The 19,603-nt window shown below is 42.8% G+C and carries 15 protein-coding genes; 13 read left to right on the top strand and 2 right to left on the bottom strand.

Annotated elements, in window-relative coordinates; genetic code table 11:
- Positions 1–47: 47 nt before the first annotated feature.
- From ACO0K1_RS07195 to ACO0K1_RS07135, 13 genes are read left to right on the top strand one after another with little or no spacing between them, the layout of a single operon-like run.
- Positions 48–926 carry an XrtA system polysaccharide deacetylase gene (locus ACO0K1_RS07195; RefSeq protein ID WP_423024175.1) on the top strand — a complete coding sequence of 293 codons (879 nt, stop codon included), beginning with the start codon at positions 48–50 and terminating at the stop codon, positions 924–926.
- Positions 927–969: 43 nt separating this feature from the next.
- Positions 970–1,977 carry a FemAB family XrtA/PEP-CTERM system-associated protein gene (locus tag ACO0K1_RS07190; RefSeq protein WP_423024268.1) on the top strand — a complete coding sequence of 336 codons (1,008 nt, stop codon included), beginning with the start codon at positions 970–972 and terminating at the stop codon, positions 1,975–1,977.
- 2 nt (positions 1,978–1,979) lie between these two features.
- Complete coding sequence (locus ACO0K1_RS07185) at positions 1,980–3,197, top strand: TIGR03087 family PEP-CTERM/XrtA system glycosyltransferase (protein ID WP_423024173.1); 1,218 nt, start codon at positions 1,980–1,982, stop codon at positions 3,195–3,197.
- 1 nt (position 3,198) lies between these two features.
- On the top strand, positions 3,199–4,761 hold the full coding sequence (xrtA, locus tag ACO0K1_RS07180) for an exosortase A (RefSeq protein WP_423024171.1): 1,563 nt from the start codon (positions 3,199–3,201) through the stop codon (positions 4,759–4,761).
- 1 nt (position 4,762) lies between these two features.
- Positions 4,763–5,926 (top strand): TIGR03088 family PEP-CTERM/XrtA system glycosyltransferase, encoded by a 1,164-nt coding sequence (locus tag ACO0K1_RS07175; protein ID WP_423024169.1) that lies wholly within the window; start codon positions 4,763–4,765, stop codon positions 5,924–5,926.
- 21 nt (positions 5,927–5,947) lie between these two features.
- Positions 5,948–7,837: an XrtA/PEP-CTERM system amidotransferase gene (locus ACO0K1_RS07170; RefSeq protein WP_423024167.1), complete on the top strand. Its 1,890-nt coding sequence runs from the start codon at positions 5,948–5,950 to the stop codon at positions 7,835–7,837.
- A complete protein-coding gene (locus ACO0K1_RS07165) occupies positions 7,834–9,045 on the top strand; it encodes a glycosyltransferase family 4 protein (RefSeq protein ID WP_423024165.1) in 1,212 nt (403 codons plus the stop codon). The genes ACO0K1_RS07170 and ACO0K1_RS07165 overlap by 4 nt, the downstream gene beginning before the upstream one ends.
- Entirely contained in the window at positions 9,039–10,199 is a 1,161-nt protein-coding gene (locus tag ACO0K1_RS07160) for a glycosyltransferase family 4 protein (protein ID WP_423024163.1), read from the top strand. The genes ACO0K1_RS07165 and ACO0K1_RS07160 overlap by 7 nt, the downstream gene beginning before the upstream one ends.
- A complete protein-coding gene (locus ACO0K1_RS07155) occupies positions 10,192–11,475 on the top strand; it encodes a putative O-glycosylation ligase, exosortase A system-associated (protein ID WP_423024161.1) in 1,284 nt (427 codons plus the stop codon). The genes ACO0K1_RS07160 and ACO0K1_RS07155 overlap by 8 nt, the downstream gene beginning before the upstream one ends.
- Positions 11,476–11,483: 8 nt before the next feature.
- Positions 11,484–12,464 (top strand): polysaccharide deacetylase family protein, encoded by a 981-nt coding sequence (locus tag ACO0K1_RS07150; RefSeq protein ID WP_423024159.1) that lies wholly within the window; start codon positions 11,484–11,486, stop codon positions 12,462–12,464.
- A 19-nt stretch (positions 12,465–12,483) separates the two neighbouring features.
- On the top strand, positions 12,484–15,003 hold the full coding sequence (locus ACO0K1_RS07145) for an oligosaccharide flippase family protein (protein WP_423024157.1): 2,520 nt from the start codon (positions 12,484–12,486) through the stop codon (positions 15,001–15,003).
- A complete protein-coding gene (locus ACO0K1_RS07140; RefSeq protein WP_423024155.1) occupies positions 14,996–16,039 on the top strand; it encodes a GNAT family N-acetyltransferase in 1,044 nt (347 codons plus the stop codon). The genes ACO0K1_RS07145 and ACO0K1_RS07140 overlap by 8 nt, the downstream gene beginning before the upstream one ends.
- Positions 16,036–16,983 carry a glycosyltransferase family 2 protein gene (locus ACO0K1_RS07135; protein ID WP_423024153.1) on the top strand — a complete coding sequence of 316 codons (948 nt, stop codon included), beginning with the start codon at positions 16,036–16,038 and terminating at the stop codon, positions 16,981–16,983. Before ACO0K1_RS07140 ends, ACO0K1_RS07135 begins: the two co-directional genes overlap by 4 nt.
- Positions 16,984–17,325: 342 nt before the next feature.
- On the opposite strand, the gene ACO0K1_RS07130 is transcribed toward ACO0K1_RS07135, so the two are convergent.
- Together ACO0K1_RS07130 and ACO0K1_RS07125 are read right to left on the bottom strand one after the other, a co-directional pair.
- On the bottom strand, positions 17,326–17,910 hold the full coding sequence (locus tag ACO0K1_RS07130) for a PEP-CTERM sorting domain-containing protein (RefSeq protein WP_423024151.1): 585 nt from the start codon (positions 17,908–17,910) through the stop codon (positions 17,326–17,328).
- Between the two features lie 381 nt (positions 17,911–18,291).
- The gene (locus tag ACO0K1_RS07125; RefSeq protein ID WP_423024149.1) at positions 18,292–19,593 is read right to left on the bottom strand and encodes a polysaccharide pyruvyl transferase family protein; all 1,302 of its coding nucleotides are present in this window, start codon (positions 19,591–19,593) and stop codon (positions 18,292–18,294) included.
- Between the last annotated feature and the right edge of the window lie 10 nt (positions 19,594–19,603).

Genomic DNA, 19,603 nt, shown 5'->3' with positions numbered 1-19,603 from the left:
AGAATGTAATTTAGAACTATTGATCACCCTTTTTGCAGGTAACTTCAATGCGCGGAACTAGTGAAAATCGACTCTGTAATGCTATGACGATAGACGTCGAAGATTATTTTCAGGTGTCTGCTTTAGCACCCTACATATCACGTGATAGCTGGCCTGAACAGGACTGTCGCGTTGAACGAAATATTGATCGCATCCTCGCATTACTCGATGCAGAACAAGTCAAAGCGACGTTTTTTACGCTCGGTTGGATTGCTGAACGTTATCCAGCAATGATCAAAAAAATCCACGCTTGCGGGCACGAAATTGCCAGCCACGGCTACGAGCACTTGCGTGTTACCGATCAAAATGAAGCAGAATTCGCTGAAGATATCTCCCGTAGTAAACATATCCTTGAAGAACTCACTGCGACACCAGTTCTCGGATATAGGGCACCTAGTTTTTCGATCGGTCGTCAATCAATGTGGGCATTGGATACACTCCAGAAAGCTGGCTATAAATATAGCTCCAGCATTTATCCTATCCAGCATGACCATTATGGAATTAGCGATGCACCGCGATTTCCTTACTATCCTAATGGAACGAATGGATTGCTTGAAATACCAATTTCAACAATACGTGCTTTGGGGAAAAATTATCCCGCAGGTGGTGGAGGCTATTTCAGACTCTTCCCGTATTTTTTATCGCGCTTCCTGATCAATCGTGTTAATCAGGTTGATCAACAACCAGGAATATTTTATTTCCATCCGTGGGAAATAGATCCAGGTCAGCCAGTACAACAATCGCTTGACTTGAAAACACGTTTCCGCCACTACGTTAACCTCTCCAAAAATGAAGCGAAGTTGAAACAGTTAATCACTGATTTCGATTGGGGTCGTATGGATGATATTTTTCTCAACGCCGCTAGCCAGCCTAGAGTTAATGCATAAAATGGGTGTGCCAGTGATTGAAAATGAAATAACGATAAGACTGATGCAACCAGAAGATGAGAGCCGCTGGGACAGTTTTGTAAACACTTGCACGAACGCTACTTTTTTCCATAAAGCAGGTTGGAAAACTGTGATTGAACGCTCGTTTGGCCATAAAACGTTTTTCCTTTATGCGCAGTCAAATGGCGAAATCGTTGGCGTGTTACCTTTAGCACAGGTCAAAAGTGTATTATTCGGACACTCATTAAGTGGCCTACCCTTCTGCGTCTATGGAGGGGTAGCCAGTCATTCTGACGCTGCAAAAATAGCGTTAACCAAAAAGGCACAAGAGCTCACCGCTGAATTAAATGTTGGGTATCTGGAATTACGCAATCGTGAACCTCAAAACACCGATTGGATTAGTAAAGACCTCTACGTTACCTTCCGTAAGTCTATCGACCCTGATGAAGAAACAAATATGCTTGCAATACCACGTAAGCAAAGAGCGATGGTGCGTAAGGGAATCAAAGAAAATCTCGTCAGTGAAATCGATCAAAATATCGATCGATTTTATTTTGCCTATGCGAGCAGTGTGCATAATCTGGGCACTCCTGTTTTTTCCAAAAAATATTTCCGAATTTTAAAAGAAGTGTTTAAAGACGATTGTGAAATTCTAACGATAGTGAAAGAAAAAGAAGTGATTTCCAGCGTATTAAGTTTTTATTTCAAAGACGAAGTCTTACCTTATTACGGTGGTGGTACAAGTAGAGCAAGAGCCGTCGCTGGAAATGATTTCATGTATTGGGAACTGATGCGGCGTGCCTGCGCCAGAGGCTATAAAATATTCGATTTTGGTCGGAGTAAACGCGGTACCGGTGCTTTTGATTTCAAAAAAAACTGGGGTTTCGAAGCGGAACCACTGCACTACGAATATCTGCTCCACGCTAATTCGAGTCTTCCTGAAAATAACCCGCTCAATCCGCGATATCAGCGCTTTATTCAACTTTGGCGCCGAATGCCTTTGCCATTAGCAAATTTCATCGGTCCATTTATCGTAAAGAATCTTGGCTGAAGATGAAAGATAAAGCACATTTACTTTTGTTGGTGCACCGTATTCCATTTCCACCCAATAAAGGAGACAAAATACGGTCGTTTAATTTGTTAAAACATCTGGCCGCCCAATATCAGGTACACCTTGGATGTTATATCGATGATCAAGATGATCTGCAATACATCGACAAAGTAAAAACCTATTGTGGGGACACGCATTTTTCACTGTTACGTCCACTCTTAGCAAAAATCAGGAGTTTAAAAGCTCTAGTGTTGAACCGCCCTCTTTCTCAGGATTACTTTTATACGGCAAAAATGCAAGCATGGGTCAATGAAACTATAGAACGCCGTCAGATCCAGCATATTGTGATTTTCTCGTCCCCAATGGGACAATACGTAGACCACATAAGCAACGCTAAGATAATCGTCGACTTTGTCGACGTTGACTCTGATAAGTGGTTGCAATATGCGCAAAACAAATCATGGCCGATGAGCTGGCTGTATCGACTGGAAGGCAAGCGCCTGCTAGGGTTTGAACGTAAGCTCGCGGCTTCTTCTGATAATTCGTTGTTCGTCTCTGAAGCAGAAGCCAATCTATTTAAACGACTTGCACCTGAAAGTAGTGACAAAATTGGCTTTCTCAATAATGGTGTCGACACCGATTATTTTTCGCCTGAACACAGCTTCCCCGATCCTTATGAACAACAATCGCATATCGTTGTTTTTACTGGTGCCATGGATTACTGGCCAAATTGTGAGGCGGTAACTTGGTTTGCAAGGGATATTTTTCCATTGATCCGCAAGCACCATCCAGCAGCATTATTTTATATCGTAGGTTCACGTCCGACTGAAAGTGTGGTTGAAGTTGGGAAACTTGAGGGTGTGCATGTGACGGGTAGTGTGCCGGATATACGGCCATACCTTCACCACGCCGATGCAGTCGTCGCGCCATTGCTTACTGCGCGTGGCGTGCAAAACAAAGTTCTGGAAGCGATGGCAATGGCGCGAACCGTCGTGGTTTCTGCACAGGCACTGGAAGGCATAGATGCAACTCCAGGTACTGAACTACTTTTAGCGGCAAATTTACAGGCGTTTGTTGCGCATGTTTGTGCAATTTTCGATCAGAAACAAAACAATTTAGGATTAGCAGCACGCGCGAAGGTTATGCAGAGTTATAACTGGCATGCCAATCTTTCAGCCATTGATTCCATGCTCACTTCTACCACTTCGGATATTCAGTAACATGAACACGGCACAGATACCTGAGAAGCAAGTTAGTACCCCGATAGTTTTTAAGACTACCTTCATCGTTACCTTGTTGCTTTTACCGTTTATCATTTATTTTGGTACTGCCTATTCTTTGGTAGAGATTTGGAATAGTTCGGAAACTTTTGCACATGGCTACATTATTCTTCCGATCACTCTGTGGCTGATCTGGCGCAAAAGAAGCGACTTGAATAGCACACTTGTACAACCATTCTGGCCCGGTCTGGCGTTAATGCTTTTGGATGGGATCGGATGGATTTTGGCAGATATTGGCGACGTGCAAGTCATCCGCCAGTATAGTTTTGTGGCTTTCTTTCCCTTGTTGGTATTGACGGTCTTTGGTGTAAAGATATTTCAAATTATTATTTTTCCGCTGTTCTTTCTGATGTTTGCAGTCCCGTTTGGCGACGTATTACTCCAACCACTCATCAACTTCACAGCTGATTTTACCGTTGCCGCATTGCAAATCACTGGAATTCCAGTCTTACGTAACGGTAGTACGTTTTTTATTCCAAGTGGTACATGGTCTGTCGTTGACGCTTGTAGCGGACTTCGGTATCTGATCTCATCGGTGACGTTGGGCTGTCTGTATGCCTACTTATCGTATAGCCATTGGAAAAAACGCGTCATTTTTGTTATCGCGGCAACCATCATGCCTATTTTGGCCAATGGACTTCGAGCGTACATGATCGTAATGATTGGCCACCTCAGCAGTATGCGTTTAGCTGTCGGCGTTGACCATTTGATTTATGGCTGGCTTTTCTTTGGCTTGGTTATTTATGTCTTGTTCTGGATCGGCAACTTCTGGCGCGACATGCCGCTCGAACTTACCTCAGAAGGAAAAAAGCAGACGTCCATCCCCCTCCCTTTTTCATTCAAAACAAAATGGGTTCATGCTGCGGGGTCCGTGATTCTGTTATTAAGTATTTTTCCACTTATCGAGCGCACAATTGATCAATCGAACTACAACGCCAACGTCCCCGGTTTCGATAGTTTTATTTCCAGTTGGACAACGATTCCTGCATTCATTGCATGGCAGCCACAATACTTACCTGCTGTTGCTGAGTTTGATCGCTCTTTTGCAAAAGATAATCTACGCGTAAAACTCGTGATCAAGTACTACCGCAATCAGAAGCATGGCTCAGAGCTTATCAGCAGTGCGAACACCATGACCGAAGATAATGCTGCACACTGGCTCAAGACAGTGCAGTCCGATCGATTAGAGCCAGTTTCAGAGGCTACTAATGATCAGATCATCACTTTGCCGTTCCATGAGACCCAACTCACAAATAACAGCCAGCAATTGATGATCTGGTCAACAAATTGGATTAATGGTCAGTTTTCGTCGAGTCAAATCAAGGGAAAGATAATACAGACCCGAGGCAAACTCGCTCTTCAGGGAGATGACGGCGCCGCTATCATTCTTGCGGTTCCTTTTACGGACAGTCCCGAACAGGCAAGACAGACAATACGCGAGTTCCTCAAAGCCGATTTTATGCAAATTCAGGCGAGCTTAAATCAGAACAGGAAGCAGAAATAGTATGCAACAAAAGACTTTCACAGACTCGCCTCTGATTGTACATTTACTATACCATCTGGATTTTGGTGGGCTAGAAACATTAGTCGTCGACTGCGTCAACAAAATACCACCTGACAAATACAGGCACGCCATTGTCTGCCTGACTGACTTTACAGATTTTGCAAAAAAAATCACGCAACCGAATGTTCAAATATTTGCTTTGAACAAACCACCTGGGCTAGGTTTGTCGATCCATTTCAAATTATGGAAGTTACTAAAGAAACTGCGCCCTGCAATATTACATACCTATAATACTGCCGCTATTGAATATTCATTCACCGCAAAATTAGCAGGTGTGCCGATTTGTGTCCATGCCGAACATGGCCGTGACATGTCCGACGTCAATGGAACAAATAAGAAACATATTTTCTTAAAGCGACACTTACAAATTTTTATTGATCGTTATGTTTCAGTATCGACTGATTTGCACAACTGGCTGCTTGATACGGTCAAAATTCCATCAGAGAAGCAGTGTGTGATTATTAACGGTGTTGACACCGACAAATTTGCGCCGCATCGAACTGAACAAAGTACGGTATTGCCATGGCCAGGGGAGCATTTTGTTATCGGAACAGTAGGTCAAATCCGAGACATCAAAAATCATCGAGGATTAATCGAAGCATTTCATGTCTTATTACAGAAATTGCACGAAAGTCCGCATTATCGAGATCAATTAAGGCTATGCATCATTGGCGAAGGTCGGCTACTTAGGTCGCTAAAACAACAGGTTGTTGACGCGGGTATTAGTGAACTCGTCTGGTTACCTGGAGCGCGGAGTGATGTTGCTCAAATAATGAGCACCTTTTCAGTCTTTACGCTGCCTTCCTTTGCTGAAGGAACGCCTATAGCGCTCTTAGAAGCAATGGCAACAGGACTGCCGATTGTCGCCTCCGAGGTTGGTGGGATTCCTGAAGTGATTAAAGATCAGGTACAGGGTAGTCTGGTACCAGTTAACGATCCGCAAGCACTCGCCGATGCATTTTTGCGCTATCTGCAGCAGCCAGAACTTGCATCTTTCCACGCTGCAGAAGCGCGCAAACGTATCGAAGAAAAATATAGTCTGACAAGCATGATCAGTCAGTATCAACATTTGTATGACGAGTTATGTCATGAGAAACTACACTAAGAATTCAGGAAATCAGTCACCATGTGCGGAATAACAGGTCTGTTTGACACCTCGGGAATTCGTGAGATAGAACGCGAGATGCTGCTTCGTATGAACGAGAGCCTGCATCATCGCGGTCCCGATCAGGGCGATCTCCATCTTGAAGCTGGCGTGGGACTTGGACACCGTCGACTTTCCGTTATCGATCTTGCGACTGGGCAGCAACCGTTGTTTAATGAAGATAAAAGCGTAGTGATTGTATTTAACGGAGAGATCTACAACTACCGCGAATTGATGTCTGAATTGATTGAGTTAGGACATACTTTCAGAACACGCTCCGATACTGAGGTCATCGTTCACGCTTGGGAACAATGGGGCCCTAATTGCCTGCAGCGTTTACGAGGCATGTTCGCTTTTGGTTTATGGGACAGAAACCAACAAGTCATGTTTTTAGCGCGCGACCATGTCGGTATCAAGCCCCTGTTTTATTCTTTATTACCTAATGGATTATTTCTATTTGGATCAGAATTAAAAGCAATAATGACGGCTCCAGGCGCCTCCCGACAACTTGATCCGACTGCCATTGAAGACTATTTTGCCTTTGGATATATTCCTGACCCAAAAACAATTTATAGCCAAGTCAATAAACTCAATCCAGGGCATTATTTGCTTGTTCGCCATGGTGACATCGCCGTCACCCAGATCAAATACTGGGATGTTCCCTTTAAACCTGTTCCCTTCAGCAGTGAAGCAGATCTTCAAGAGGAGCTGATTCACCGACTTACCAGCGTCGTAAAAAGCCAAATGGTATCGGAAGTACCGTTAGGTGCATTTTTATCTGGCGGCGTAGATTCTAGTGCCGTGGTTGCTTTGATGGCACAAAATGATCCTGACAAGATCACCACCTGTTCTATTGCCTTCAATGATCCTGACTACGATGAATCCATCTATGCGCAACAAGTTGCAGATCGTTATAAAACAAATCATCACACGCAATTAGTTAAAGACGATAGTCACACCCTGACTGACCTGCTAGCCAATTTATATGACGAACCATTTGCAGATAGTTCAGCCCTCCCAACCTATCGCGTCTGCCAACTAGCGCGAAAGCACGTTACCGTTGCACTATCTGGTGATGGTGGCGATGAAAATTTTGGAGGTTACCGTCGATATCGATATGCAATGGCGGAACAACAACTTCGCTCAAAAATTCCACTGGCAATTCGTGCTCCTGTGTTTAGTGCGTTAGGAAAAATGTACCCTAAACTAGATTGGGCGCCGCAGTTTTTACGCGCAAAAACGACATTTGAAGCACTGTCAAAGGATTTGGTTGATGGTTATTTTCATGGCGTCTCAATTATGCCGGATCGAGAACGAAAGCTACTCTTTAGCGACACATTTCGCGCCGAACTCCAGGGTTATAAAGCGATCGAGGTCATGCGTAATCATGCGGCCAACGCGCCTGTCGAGGATCCGCTTTCATTGGTACAGTATCTGGATTTCAAAACGTATTTACCTGGCGATATTTTGACAAAGGTTGATCGTGCCAGTATGGCCCATTCGCTCGAAGTGCGAGTGCCCTTGCTCGATCACCAATTCGTTGAATGGGTTTCTGGATTACCAGCATCAATGAAACTCAATGGTGCAGAAGGAAAATATATTCTGAAAAAATCGCTGCGACCTTTCTTATCCGATGATATTTTATATCGTAGTAAAAAAGGATTCTCAATTCCACTAGCGTCATGGTTACGTGGCCCACTCCGCCAGCTGGTGCGGGATACTGTTTTGCACCAACGGATGAAAGATGCCAAAATTTTTAATATTGACTACTTGCATCATTTAGTCGATCAGCATGAATCAGGGCGTAAGGATTACAGCACTTCATTATGGGCATTGCTTATGTTTGCAGCGTTTCTACGAGCCAATTCATGAGCGAAAAAAATTTCACTCGAGACAAAATACGTCTGCTGACCTTGACTACTTTGTATCCAAATGAAGAGCAGATCAACCACGGCATTTTTGTAGAAACTCGCCTGCGTTTTCTGGTGGCCAGTGGTAAAGCCGAAGCACAGGTAATCGCACCGATACCTTGGTTTCCGTTCAGAAATTCCTTTTTTGGACGCTACGCGAGCTTTGCACGAGTACCGTCAAAGCAATTTCGCCAGGAAATTAATATTACCCATCCACGGTATCCCTTGATTCCTAAAATCGGCATGTACCTTACACCGTTCCTAATGGCACATTCGTTGAAAAAGACGATTCGCCAGCTGATTGAGTCAGGCCAGGATTTTGATTTAATCGATGCACATTACTTTTATCCGGATGGCGTTGCAGCCATGATGTTGGGAAAATATTTCAAGAAACCAGTCGTCATTACTGCGCGGGGTTCAGATATCAACGTCATCGCACAGAGTGGATTACCAAAGAAAATGGTGCAATGGGCAGCTCATCATGCCAGCGCTGTGATTACGGTTTGCCAGGCACTCAAAGATGAATTAATAAAATTGGGAGTGGCTCCAAATCACATTACACCGCTGCGCAACGGCGTAGATCTGACCAGGTTCTACCCGATAGAGAGAGAGCAAATCAGAACCGAGTTGGGAATTTCTGCGTTCACCTTACTCACCGTTGGATCACTCACTACCCACAAAGGACATGATCTCGTTATTCAGGCACTAGCTCTTTTGCCAGAGGTTCACCTGATGATTGCTGGTAGCGGGCCTGAAGATCAGCGACTGCGCGCATTTGCTGAACAACTTGGTGTAGGCGATCGCGTCAAATTCATTGGTTCAGTTGCACAAAAAGAATTGTATCGCTATTACAATGCAGCTGACATTATGGTGCTGGCCTCTTCACGAGAGGGTTGGGCAAATGTCTTGCTTGAATCAATGGCATGCGGAACACCTGTTATTTCTAGCGATGTAGGCGGCTCTTCAGAAGTAATTACTTCGCCAGATGCCGGTTTACTGCTCGATGCGCGCAATGCAGAACAAATTGCGGGTGCGGTCAATACCATGCGAGAAACCGGTCCTACTCGTGCAGCGACACGCAAGTACGCTGAACGATTTAGCTGGGATGACACCACAAAAGGACAATTACACTTATTCAACACCATATTACATGGTGATCCAACATGCTAAAAATACTCTACCATCATCGCACCAGCTCAAAAGACGGTCAGGCAGTGCACATTGAAGAAATGATTGCTGCGTTTAAATCCTTGGGACACAAAGTTATTGTCGTTGCACCGGAAGGAAGTCAAAAGACAGGATTTGGGGTAGATGACCGTAGAGTCGCATTTTTAAAACGTTATATGCCGCGCTTCATCTATGAGTTGATGGAGTTGGCCTATAATTGGGTGTCGTATCGCGAATTAGCAAAAGCAATCAAATTGCATCAACCTGACTGCATCTACGAACGGTACAATTTATTCCTATTATCTGGCATATGGGCCAAACGTCGTTTTCATCTGCCACTCATCTTAGAAGTGAATTCTCCCATTTTTGAAGAGCGCCTACGCTACGATGGGTTCTCCCTGCATCGTATCGCCAAATGGTGCCAAACATACATTTGGAAATCAGCAGATTTTGTTTTACCGGTGACGCAAGTAATGGCAGACATCGTGCTGCAATATGGCAGTGATCCGAAAAAAACCATGGTTATTCATAACGGAATCAATCTTCACGAATTTGAAGAAATTGCAGCAGTAGAATCTGCAAAAATGGCATTGGGCTTGCACGATAAACTGGTTTTAGGTTTTACAGGTTTCATTCGCAAATGGCATGGTCTGGACAAAGTCATTAGCATGCTAGCCAACGATGAGCCAGATTCTCGTCGACATTTACTCGTCGTTGGGGACGGCCCTGAACGTGTCCATCTCGAAGCGCAGGCCAAATCCTTAAATATCCAGGATCGCGTGAGTTTTACCGGGCTCATCGAAAGAAACGAGATCCCGACTTATATCGCCATGTTTGATATTGCACTACAACCCGCCGTCGTCGCCTATGCTTCTCCATTAAAACTAATCGAATATCTGGCAGCAGGTAAAGCTATCGTAGCACCCAATCAACCCAATATTGGTGAACTTCTGACCGATCAAGATAATGCATTACTGTTTGATCCTAATCGGCCAGGAAGCATGCCTGAGACGATAAATCGGCTCTGCCGCGACCAGTCACTCATCGAGCGTCTACAGAAAAATGCGCGCAGCACTATTAATGAGAAACAATTGACGTGGGAATCTAACGCCAAAAAAATTATCGGTCTGATCGAAGGATTTAAGCGTCATGCGTGACATCATCCTCTTCTGTTTTATATTTGCTGCACTGCCTTTTGCCGTTAAGAGGCCGTTCATTGGCGTGATTTTATTTACGTGGGTCAGCCTCATGAATCCCCATCGCCTGACATATGGGGCAGCATATTCTTTTCCATTTGAAGCGATGATTGTCGGTGTGACGGTGATCGGCATTTTTTTCTCAAAAGAGAAAATGCGCTTTCAAGCCACTGCTTGTGTCATCGCCTTGATCACGCTTTGCTTATGGATGTCAGTAACAACCCTGTTTGCGATGGAGCCAGAAAGAGCGTGGAATGAATGGAGCCGGGTTATGAAGACCATGTGCTTATTCGGTGTAATTTTATTCTGTACGAACACAAAAAAACAAATTCAGCAATTTGCCGGCATCATTGCTTTGTCGATCGGTTTTTTTGGCGTCAAAGGCGGTATTTTTACGATCTTAACAGCCGGCAATAGTCATGTATATGGTCCAGAAGGAAGCTATATCAGTGACAATAATGCACTCGCCCTTGCCTTACTGATGGCACTGCCGATCATGTGGTATCTATGGCTGGAAAGCAAACGAAAGTGGGTCAAAATCGGTTTTTTACTTATGGTCGGGCTTTCTTCTATTGCTGTCGTAGGGTCTTACTCCCGTGGAGCAATACTTGGCGGTACCGCCATTATTCTATTTTTGCTTTTAAAAAGTAAACATCGTATTCGTACAGGTTTGATACTACTTCTCATTGTCCCTATTTGTATGAGCATCATGCCCAACCAGTGGTTTGAGCGTATGCACAGCATCGATAATTATTCTGCAGATTCATCAGCATTGGGTAGGCTTAACGCGTGGCAGTATGCAGTTAACGTGGCAAATTCCAGTGTAACAGGCGGTGGTTTTGACTGCTTTACTCCCCGACTTTTTTTAGTATTTGCTCCGGAACCGCGTAACCACCATGCCGCACATAGTATTTATTTTCAAGTGCTCGGTGAACATGGTTATATTGGATTCATCTTATTTCTACTTTTTATCTTTCTGGCCTGGCGCTCGGGAAGTCGTATTATCGCCTTCTGTAAAAACCGACCGGATGAAGAATGGGCGTCAAATTTAGCAGCAATGTGTCAGGTCAGTATGATCGGTTTCGCAGTTGGTGGCGCATTTTTGACGATGGCGTACTATGACCTTTTCTATGACGTTGTTGCACTACTGGTCTTGTTAGAAAAATTCCTGTTACACCCAAAAAAAATGACAACCACTACGGACTCACCGATTCAACCTGAGTTACAAGAGGGATAAACGAGAACATGGCATCATCACTAAAACATCGCGTAGAGTCCCACCTCCTCAGACTGTTAGAGCGCCAAATCAGTCGTCGTAAAGGCGGTAATGAACGACTTTTCATTCTGATTTATCACCGCATTCTCGACATACCAGACCCAATGCGTAGCTCTGATCCCGACATCGCATCTTTTCGCTGGCAGATGGAAGCATTGGTACGTAATTTCAATGTTCTCCCACTGAGCCAGGCACTTAATCAATTGCAAAGCGGCAACCTGCCACCGCGATCCATCAGTATCACGTTTGACGACGGCTATAAATCTACGCACGATCTGGCGATGCCGATTCTTAAGGAGTTCAACCTTAGTGCAACTGTTTTCATTGCAACGGATTATCTTGATGGCAGCAATATGTGGAATGATCGCATCATTGAAGCGATACGCCACATCAGACCTGGAACTGTGGATTTAACGTCGTGTGGTTTTGATGTTTATACAATTAAGAACCAGACTGATAGAGCAATGATCGCAGATCAACTTGTTAATGCAGTTAAATACCGCTCGTCTGAACAACGTTTTGCCCTGACTCGACAGTTAGAACAATTGGCAGGGGCCATGTCTCACGAAGAATTAATGCTTTCTAAGGTGATGATAAAAAACCTGTCCGATAACGGTTTTGAGATCGGTGGACATACCGTTACCCACCCGATCCTACTTAAAATTAAGGATGAAGAAGGATTAAATGAAATGATCCAGTGTAAGCAAACATTGGAATCCATTACCGGTAAACCCGTAGATTTATTTGCTTACCCAAACGGCAAGGCAGGCTTAGATTACGATCAACGACATATAGAATTGGCTAAGACTGCTGGCTATCGTGCTGCATTTTGTACCTCGCTAGATACGGTATCGACGAATACCGACCTATTCCAGATTCCGCGAGGCTGCCCTTGGGACAAGACTCCCCTGATGTTCCAGATACGGCTACTTCGCTGGCTGGCACAATAATTTTTTAAGTTCAGAGTCTATGACAAGCACAAAAAAATCGATTGGTATTAACTTTGTTGCGCAATATCTCGAATTATCGATTCAATTTATTGGCGTTCTGATTCTCGCTCGCCTTTTGACGCCGGCTGATACAGGTGTCTATTCAGTTGCTGCATTTTTGATGATCTTATTACATATGTTCCGAGATTTCGGCGTAGTGAATTATGTCATCCAGGAAGTAGACCTGACACATGAAAAAATCCAGTCCGCGTTTGGTGTCGCAATTATCTTAGCCTTGATGGTCGCCCTGATAATGTGGCTCTCCAGTGATGCTGTTGCGCAGTTCTATGATAACCCTTCATTAAAAAGTATTTTACATGTAATGGCACTAAGTTTTGCCGTATCACCTTTTGGATCGCTATTGTTTGGTCTCTACAGAAGGGAAATGCAATTTACAACCATTTTTTATATCAAAATTGCCAGCGCGGTTTGCCATGTCTTGGTCGCGACAGTATTAGCATATCGAGGATTCGGAGCATTAAGCCTTGCATGGGCAAATTTTGCTGGCATCCTATCTTTTGGTGTGGTTGCAAATATTTTTCGTCCCAAAGATCTTCCATTTTTGCCACGTTTCACAAACATAGGCAAAATCATTTCATTTGGGGGTATATCCAGTATCGGTAATGCTGCTAATGCAATTGGTACCAATAGTCCTGATTTGGTGATTGCGAAAACTATCGACATGGCTGCGGTTGGTTACTTTAGTCGCGGCAATGGTTTAGTTCAACTTTTTGCCAAATTAATTGAATCAGCACTAACTCCCATTGTATTACCCTATTTTTCTCAACTAAAAAGAGATGGGGCAGATCTTAAACAACCTTATCTGTTGGCCGTCAATTATTTAACCATTCTTGCGTGGCCTTTCTTTTCTGTCATGGCAATCGTTGCTTTTCAGATTATTAATGTTCTCTACGGCGCACAATGGAATGCCTCCGTGCCGATTGTTCGAATGCTTTGTCTCGCTGGTGCAGTTACGTCGATGTCGATCTTCGCAGGACACGTCATGATCGCGAATGGACAAGTCAGACAGGCTACTTTTGCACAGTTATTGTCACAACCTATCAAAGTGATCGCTATTCTTGTGGCTTCTCGATATGGGGTGATGGGCATTTCTATTGCCATCATCCTGGGTGAATGTATTACGTTTTTTATTATCAATAAATATTTGCAAATGACGATCGGTGTAACAATCACCGAATTAATTTTAGCGTGCTTGCGTAGCGGTATGGTCACTGCATGTAGTATTGCAGGTCCTCTGACAATCACATTATTATGGACAACAACTCACAATAATCAAGCTTTACAGTTAATCGTAGCCATATTCACCGCTGCAATTGGTTGGCTGATTGGTGTTGCAATAACGAAGCATCCTCTTTACGGACACATTGCGGAATTTTTAAATGCAGGTTACTTTCCGCCCCCAGCCGTATACAAAGGAAAGTGGACTATTAAGCGGCTCCTTTATTCATTCATCAAATTCATGCTCTACCAACTCGGTATCATGCATATTTATCATAGGATGCGAAATAAGAACGCTTTAACGGTAGTCTTATTTCATCGTGTTCTTCCATTCGATTTGCACAGCAAATTAGGTGCCAATCCTACCTGGACCATAAGCACAGACACATTCAGACAGTGCCTGATGTTTCTCAAAAAACACTATCAGGTAATTACTCTTGAAGACGTCTACGAATCTCACAAACAAGGTAAAAAATTACCAGCATGCAGTATTTTGATTACCTTTGATGATGGCTGGGCTGATACCGCCCAATTTGCTCAACCTATATTAGAAGAATTCAAAATAAGAAGCGCAGTATTTGTCTCAGGCTCTATTGTCGAACAGAATGAACCATTCTGGCAGGAAGCCGTATATTGTACTTTGTCTCAAGATCCTCGAAATATCAAAGCCCTAAATATGGTTTTGTCCGAATTAGAAATCGAACTCACAATTCAAGACGATAAATTTAACGATATTGCCGATATCCAATGGATCATCCGGCAACTTGAAAAACTACCTGCAATCCAATTGCAACGTTTGGCCAAAGGACTGCATATATTTTCAAAAATGCCGCCTTCTATGTTGAGCAAAAAGCAGTTAATCAACCTTTCTGCCACGCAATCGATTGGAAGTCACGGTCACAGCCATCATCCTTTGACCAAAGTTGCGGATCCCTACGCTGAGGTCAACAGCGCCCGGAATACTTTGGCTGAATATGTGAATATACAAGAGCTCATCTCCATGTCGTTCCCACACGGCAGTTATAATGAGTCTGTCGTTGAGGCTTGTAGAGCAGCAGGAATTGAATTGCTATTTAGCAGCGATTCAATTCTTAATCAGAAAAACCAAAACAAGTTAGAAGAGACCATATTTGGTCGAATAGCCGTTTCAGAACACGATATTATCGACAAATTAGGTCGTTTTCATCCATTCATGTTGGCATTTTGCTTATTTAACAGACCAATTAGTACGATCCGTTATGAAAGCGCTCCCCATGAATGAGATTAATTTAAGTTCACGGGTTGTAAAACCAAGTGCAATGACTCAGACAGAAATTGCATTATGGGAGCAATTATCAAGTAAGCACGCCGAATTAGCCTCACCCTTTCTCAGTTTTCACTATGTTTATGCTGTCGAGAAAACTGGTGCCAATGTACGTGTTTGCATTCTCGAAAATCAAAACCAGATTTGTGGTTTTTTCCCATTTCAATTTAAAAATTGGATGTGGAAAATATTGAAGTCAGCGATACCAGTTGGCGGACAAATGACCGACTATTTTGGTTTAATTGCCCCAACATCACTACGAATTACGCCGCTACAACTGCTCACTTTGGCGCGATTGAATCATATTAATTTTTCGCATCTGGATGAACACCAACTTACATATGGCTTGACCGGAGAACAGCCGCGCATCGGGTTACGAATCCCTTGCCGGGAAATTAGTCCAAGTGATCGTAGTGTTGGGATTTTTAATAAAAAGCAAAGCAGTGAAGTCCATCGCCGCGAAAAACTTCTAATTGAAGAGATTGGCCCAATTCGGTTCACCTTCAATCAGCTCATAAATCGACCGTCGAATCTACGTCAATTAATTGAACAAAAACGACGCCAATACGCACGTACTGGAGTACCAGACGCGTTAGCAGACTCGTGGAAAATAAAACTTCTGGAACAATTGTTGTGCACTGAATCACCCGCTTGTACTGGGCTTCTATCCGAACTCTATGCAGGTGATCAGTGGATTGCCAGTCATTTTGGCATCATGGGCAATGGCATTCTCCAATATTGGTTTCCTGTTTATAACCCTTCTATGGCCAAATATTCCCCGGGAAGGCTCTTACTTAAATATATTTATTCGATGGCAATACAACATCAAGTTCATACGATAGACCGTGGAGAAGGTACATCCCATGGGAAAAATGAGATTAGAAGCGAAGAACATTTGTTTTATCGAGGTGCTTGGTATAACAACGCCCCTTCCGCTTTTATAGTACGTAGTTTTCAAAGTCTGGTGTGGCGCTTAAACACAAAAAAATTATGACCCAAGCACAAACCAATCTTTTTGATCAAGTTGATTGCATGGAAGTGAGTGTTATCATCCCCGCTTTCAACGCCGCCCGTACTATTACCAGAGCGGTTGATTCGGTCATACGACAGAACATTAGTTCGATTGAAATCATCATTATTGATGATGGAAGTTCTGACCAGACATATGATTTATGTAATGAATTAGCTCTGACTCATCCAGTCATTCGTGTACTAAAATTGCCAACGAACTGCGGCGTATCGGCGGCACGTAATGTTGGCATCCAGTCATCACGAGGAAAATATTTAGCGTTTCTCGACGCTGATGATATCTGGCTTGAAGGAAAACTATCAAAACAAATAGCAGAATTGAAATCTGATAATTCAATCAGTTTGATTTCTTGCAATAGTAGAATGGTTTCTGAGTCCGGTGAATTCCTCAAAGTGGGGCATATCAATCGGCCACCAGTTGAGGGAAATGACTCATGGAAAACGCTGTTAATTTATAATTTTCTGCCAACCCCAACCGTCCTTACCTATAGAAAATTAGTACTGGAGTTGGGCGGATTTGATGAAAAGCTTCAAGTCGGCGAGGACTTAGATCTTTGGATCAAGCTTGCGTTGCGTGGTAAAGTCCAGATTTTGAAAGATATCTTGGTTCATTATTACGATAGCAAGGGGAGCTTAATGAAGCGCCACCAGGTGCTATCACATTCGATCGTTTTTCCTATGCTTGAAAAACACCTCGTCGAACAAAAGGATAAATTATCAAAGGTTGAAATCAGAAGTATTCGTGGCCAACATTCTTTTCAAACTGGTTGTAATCTTTTCTTTTCAGGGAAATTCCTGGCTAGCATACCTCTTTTCTTAATGGCATTTTCCAAAGGTACTCTCCCCTTAAAAAGTCTTTTATATATTTCACGCGCATTGTTTATGGCAGCTTTTTCCAGAGAAAAATAATGGACAAACCCTTAGACGGGTTTAGAAGGCGACAGCCAACAGTGATGAGTAAGGTAGTGTTATTTTCAAAGTAATACTACCTTAAAGAGGATTATATAAACATTAAAGATTGCCTAAGCGTCTCCCACCGCTATTAGCCCATCATTACTTGTTTACCAAGTTACTTTTACAACGAGCAAGTCGAATTCAATGTACCCTTGCCACAGCCCTAGTGTAATCAATTTAACCCGAACGATTCAAACTATGACACATGCCAATGCGACGCATCGCGCTATGACCTGCATTCACTGCCACAAAATGAAAAAAGCCCGCACAAAGCGGGCTTTTTTTGCAGGAAACAAATTACATGTTGTTTGATTTACGGCGAATTGCAGTCAAACCAAGTAAACCAAGAGCAAGCAAAGCGATGGAAGTTGGCTCTGGAACTACTGTACCCTCGAAGTTTGCAGCTTCAAAAGATGGGCTAGTTGATTCAAAAGTCAGTGAAACAATTGGTGAGCCACTTTCTTTGATATTTACATAGCCGTTTGCTGTCCAATCAAACATACCAGAAGACAACGTTGTTTTAGCACCGTTTTTCTGCGTAACGATCAATGTATTATAGTCATCAGGCGTTCCCCATAAGAAACTAACGTCTGAATAACCATAAATGCCATTAGCGATATTGACCAAGCTTAAAACTGCATTGGATCCTGGCTGCCCTGCCAACCAATTACCGACTACGCCACCTGGACGTGTAGCGCCATTGAAGCCAGAAACATTCTGCGGCATCAGATTTCCGCCTTTGACGTTTTGGCTTGTAAGATTAATGACAGTTCCGTTTGCATCTGTACCGTCTTCGCTACTCAGGGATGACGCTTGAACCGAAATACATGATAAAACTGCAACGCTTGCAGCAATCAAAGATAAAAATTTAAATGCTTTCATTTTTCATCCACAAAGTTAAGTTAAAAATTCAATGAAATTTTCATTACACAACTATATAAGCAACTAGTGTGCCAGAAATTAAAACTATTTAAAATCAATGAGTTAAAAACATTTCTGGAATTTTTAAGGGTATTGTGTAAAAAAATCTGACAAAAAGAATTTCTCAAAAAAATACTCTTTTCGTAACGTAATATTTATACTTTTCTATGGAAAAAAAATGTCTGGCACTTCCGCGAAAATGAACCATTGGATATGCATACATCTATCCAAATACCCCTCGAAATAACATTTTCAAGCTGATCAACGCCTTGGCTTAGCGCTCTCCGCTACTTTGCATTGTTCTGTGTTAAAACTAACATTAGTGTCTTTTAGCACTATATTTTAACTTCCAGCAAGCTTTGCCAACTTACTCGCGTTGTTCGGATAATTTGCCACAATATCGCCTAAATCACGCATGAAATTCTGCATTTCTATGGCGAGCGTAGCCTTTTTTGTAGCAATATTTTGACTGAGTGTCGTGCGAGATTGAATCAATTTGGTCATTTTTTCAACCAGACTTTCCACAGTCACTAGATGGGCACTAACACAAAATTCCTGCATTCCAATCAAATCATTAAATCCGATATTTTTCGAATCGTAAGCAATATTGAGCGCTGGCACACCAGCACAAAAACTCAAAATATTAGAATGCATCATCTGACAAATCAGCACATCCACTTGGCGATAAGCATTAGCCAGATCATTGGCGGAAACATCTACCACGGTTAATTTAACACCTGCAGATTGAAGGATTTTTGCAACCAAAAATTCCTCATCTGAATGAATGAAATAATAAAATTTAGCTTTAAAGTGCTGACTAACGATTTTGAGAAATTCGATGTAAATCAGGATGTTCCTCGCTAACAAACTCTCAACAAATTTGCCATGAAATGCAAAATTGAGGCCTATCGATAGCACATTATTTTTGTGTTTAGGAAATTCCCCGGACATTGATTTGAATACGGCTGGATCACAGAGCAATCGGGCATTCTGCAAGCCTAAGGATTGAAAAAAATTAAACGATGAGCGACAACGAACAGCGAACAAATCAACTCGGCGATCAAAATCTAATAGCGCTGCACGTAGCTGTGGATCAATATCCACATCAATGGACGAATCTGCTTCCGGCATATTAAAGTTTACACCAGAACCAAACACAACCAATGGGCATTTTACTTGATTGAAATAAGGCAAATCTGCCAGAAATGCCGGGCTGATTTTTTTCGACTTATTGAAGACCCAGTATCCTCCACCGGCGATGACAAACAGTGAGGAATGTTCATTAATTCGTCTGACGGCAGTTTCACTTAATTTGCCCCACTCAGATTCGCTAAAAATCAACTCAACACCGGAAAACTGTGCTTGCAATAGCTCTTTTATAACCAATTTAATGGCAATATCACCTCGATTACTGTATTCCCTTTGCGCGTAATTATGACTCTTAAATTGGAATTTGCGATGCAGGAGCCAACGAGACCAATCGAGTATGCGATGTACTGCTTTTTTTAATGTTTCAAAAAAAGATGAATGAATGACCCGATCTTCTTTAACCGAGGGAATCGCGACATGCAAATGAATAACCATGCTGGCATCAGTTGCTCTATTGGTGCGACCTGGGATGTCAGCATGTTCTGGATCATTCATCGATTTAAAA

The organism is Undibacterium sp. SXout20W (genome assembly GCF_049340285.1).
Taxonomy (GTDB): Bacteria; Pseudomonadota; Gammaproteobacteria; order Burkholderiales; family Burkholderiaceae_D; genus Undibacterium.
The sequence above is the reverse complement of the archived record's forward strand: the minus strand, read 5'-3'. Positions and strand labels throughout refer to the sequence as shown.

Bases quoted from the DNA above. Each gene is read 5' to 3' on its own strand.
- ACO0K1_RS07195 (WP_423024175.1), top strand. From the start codon at position 48: ATGCGCGGAACTAGTGAAAATCGACTCTGTAATGCTATGACGATAGAC.
- ACO0K1_RS07190 (WP_423024268.1), top strand. From the start codon at position 970: ATGCAACCAGAAGATGAGAGCCGCTGGGACAGTTTTGTAAACACTTGC.
- ACO0K1_RS07185 (WP_423024173.1), top strand. From the start codon at position 1,980: ATGAAAGATAAAGCACATTTACTTTTGTTGGTGCACCGTATTCCATTT.
- xrtA (WP_423024171.1), top strand. From the start codon at position 3,199: ATGAACACGGCACAGATACCTGAGAAGCAAGTTAGTACCCCGATAGTT.
- ACO0K1_RS07175 (WP_423024169.1), top strand. From the start codon at position 4,763: ATGCAACAAAAGACTTTCACAGACTCGCCTCTGATTGTACATTTACTA.
- ACO0K1_RS07170 (WP_423024167.1), top strand. From the start codon at position 5,948: ATGTGCGGAATAACAGGTCTGTTTGACACCTCGGGAATTCGTGAGATA.
- ACO0K1_RS07165 (WP_423024165.1), top strand. From the start codon at position 7,834: ATGAGCGAAAAAAATTTCACTCGAGACAAAATACGTCTGCTGACCTTG.
- ACO0K1_RS07160 (WP_423024163.1), top strand. From the start codon at position 9,039: ATGCTAAAAATACTCTACCATCATCGCACCAGCTCAAAAGACGGTCAG.
- ACO0K1_RS07155 (WP_423024161.1), top strand. From the start codon at position 10,192: ATGCGTGACATCATCCTCTTCTGTTTTATATTTGCTGCACTGCCTTTT.
- ACO0K1_RS07150 (WP_423024159.1), top strand. From the start codon at position 11,484: ATGGCATCATCACTAAAACATCGCGTAGAGTCCCACCTCCTCAGACTG.
- ACO0K1_RS07145 (WP_423024157.1), top strand. From the start codon at position 12,484: ATGACAAGCACAAAAAAATCGATTGGTATTAACTTTGTTGCGCAATAT.
- ACO0K1_RS07140 (WP_423024155.1), top strand. From the start codon at position 14,996: ATGAATGAGATTAATTTAAGTTCACGGGTTGTAAAACCAAGTGCAATG.
- ACO0K1_RS07135 (WP_423024153.1), top strand. From the start codon at position 16,036: ATGACCCAAGCACAAACCAATCTTTTTGATCAAGTTGATTGCATGGAA.
- ACO0K1_RS07130 (WP_423024151.1), bottom strand. From the start codon at position 17,910: ATGAAAGCATTTAAATTTTTATCTTTGATTGCTGCAAGCGTTGCAGTT.
- ACO0K1_RS07125 (WP_423024149.1), bottom strand. From the start codon at position 19,593: ATGAATGATCCAGAACATGCTGACATCCCAGGTCGCACCAATAGAGCA.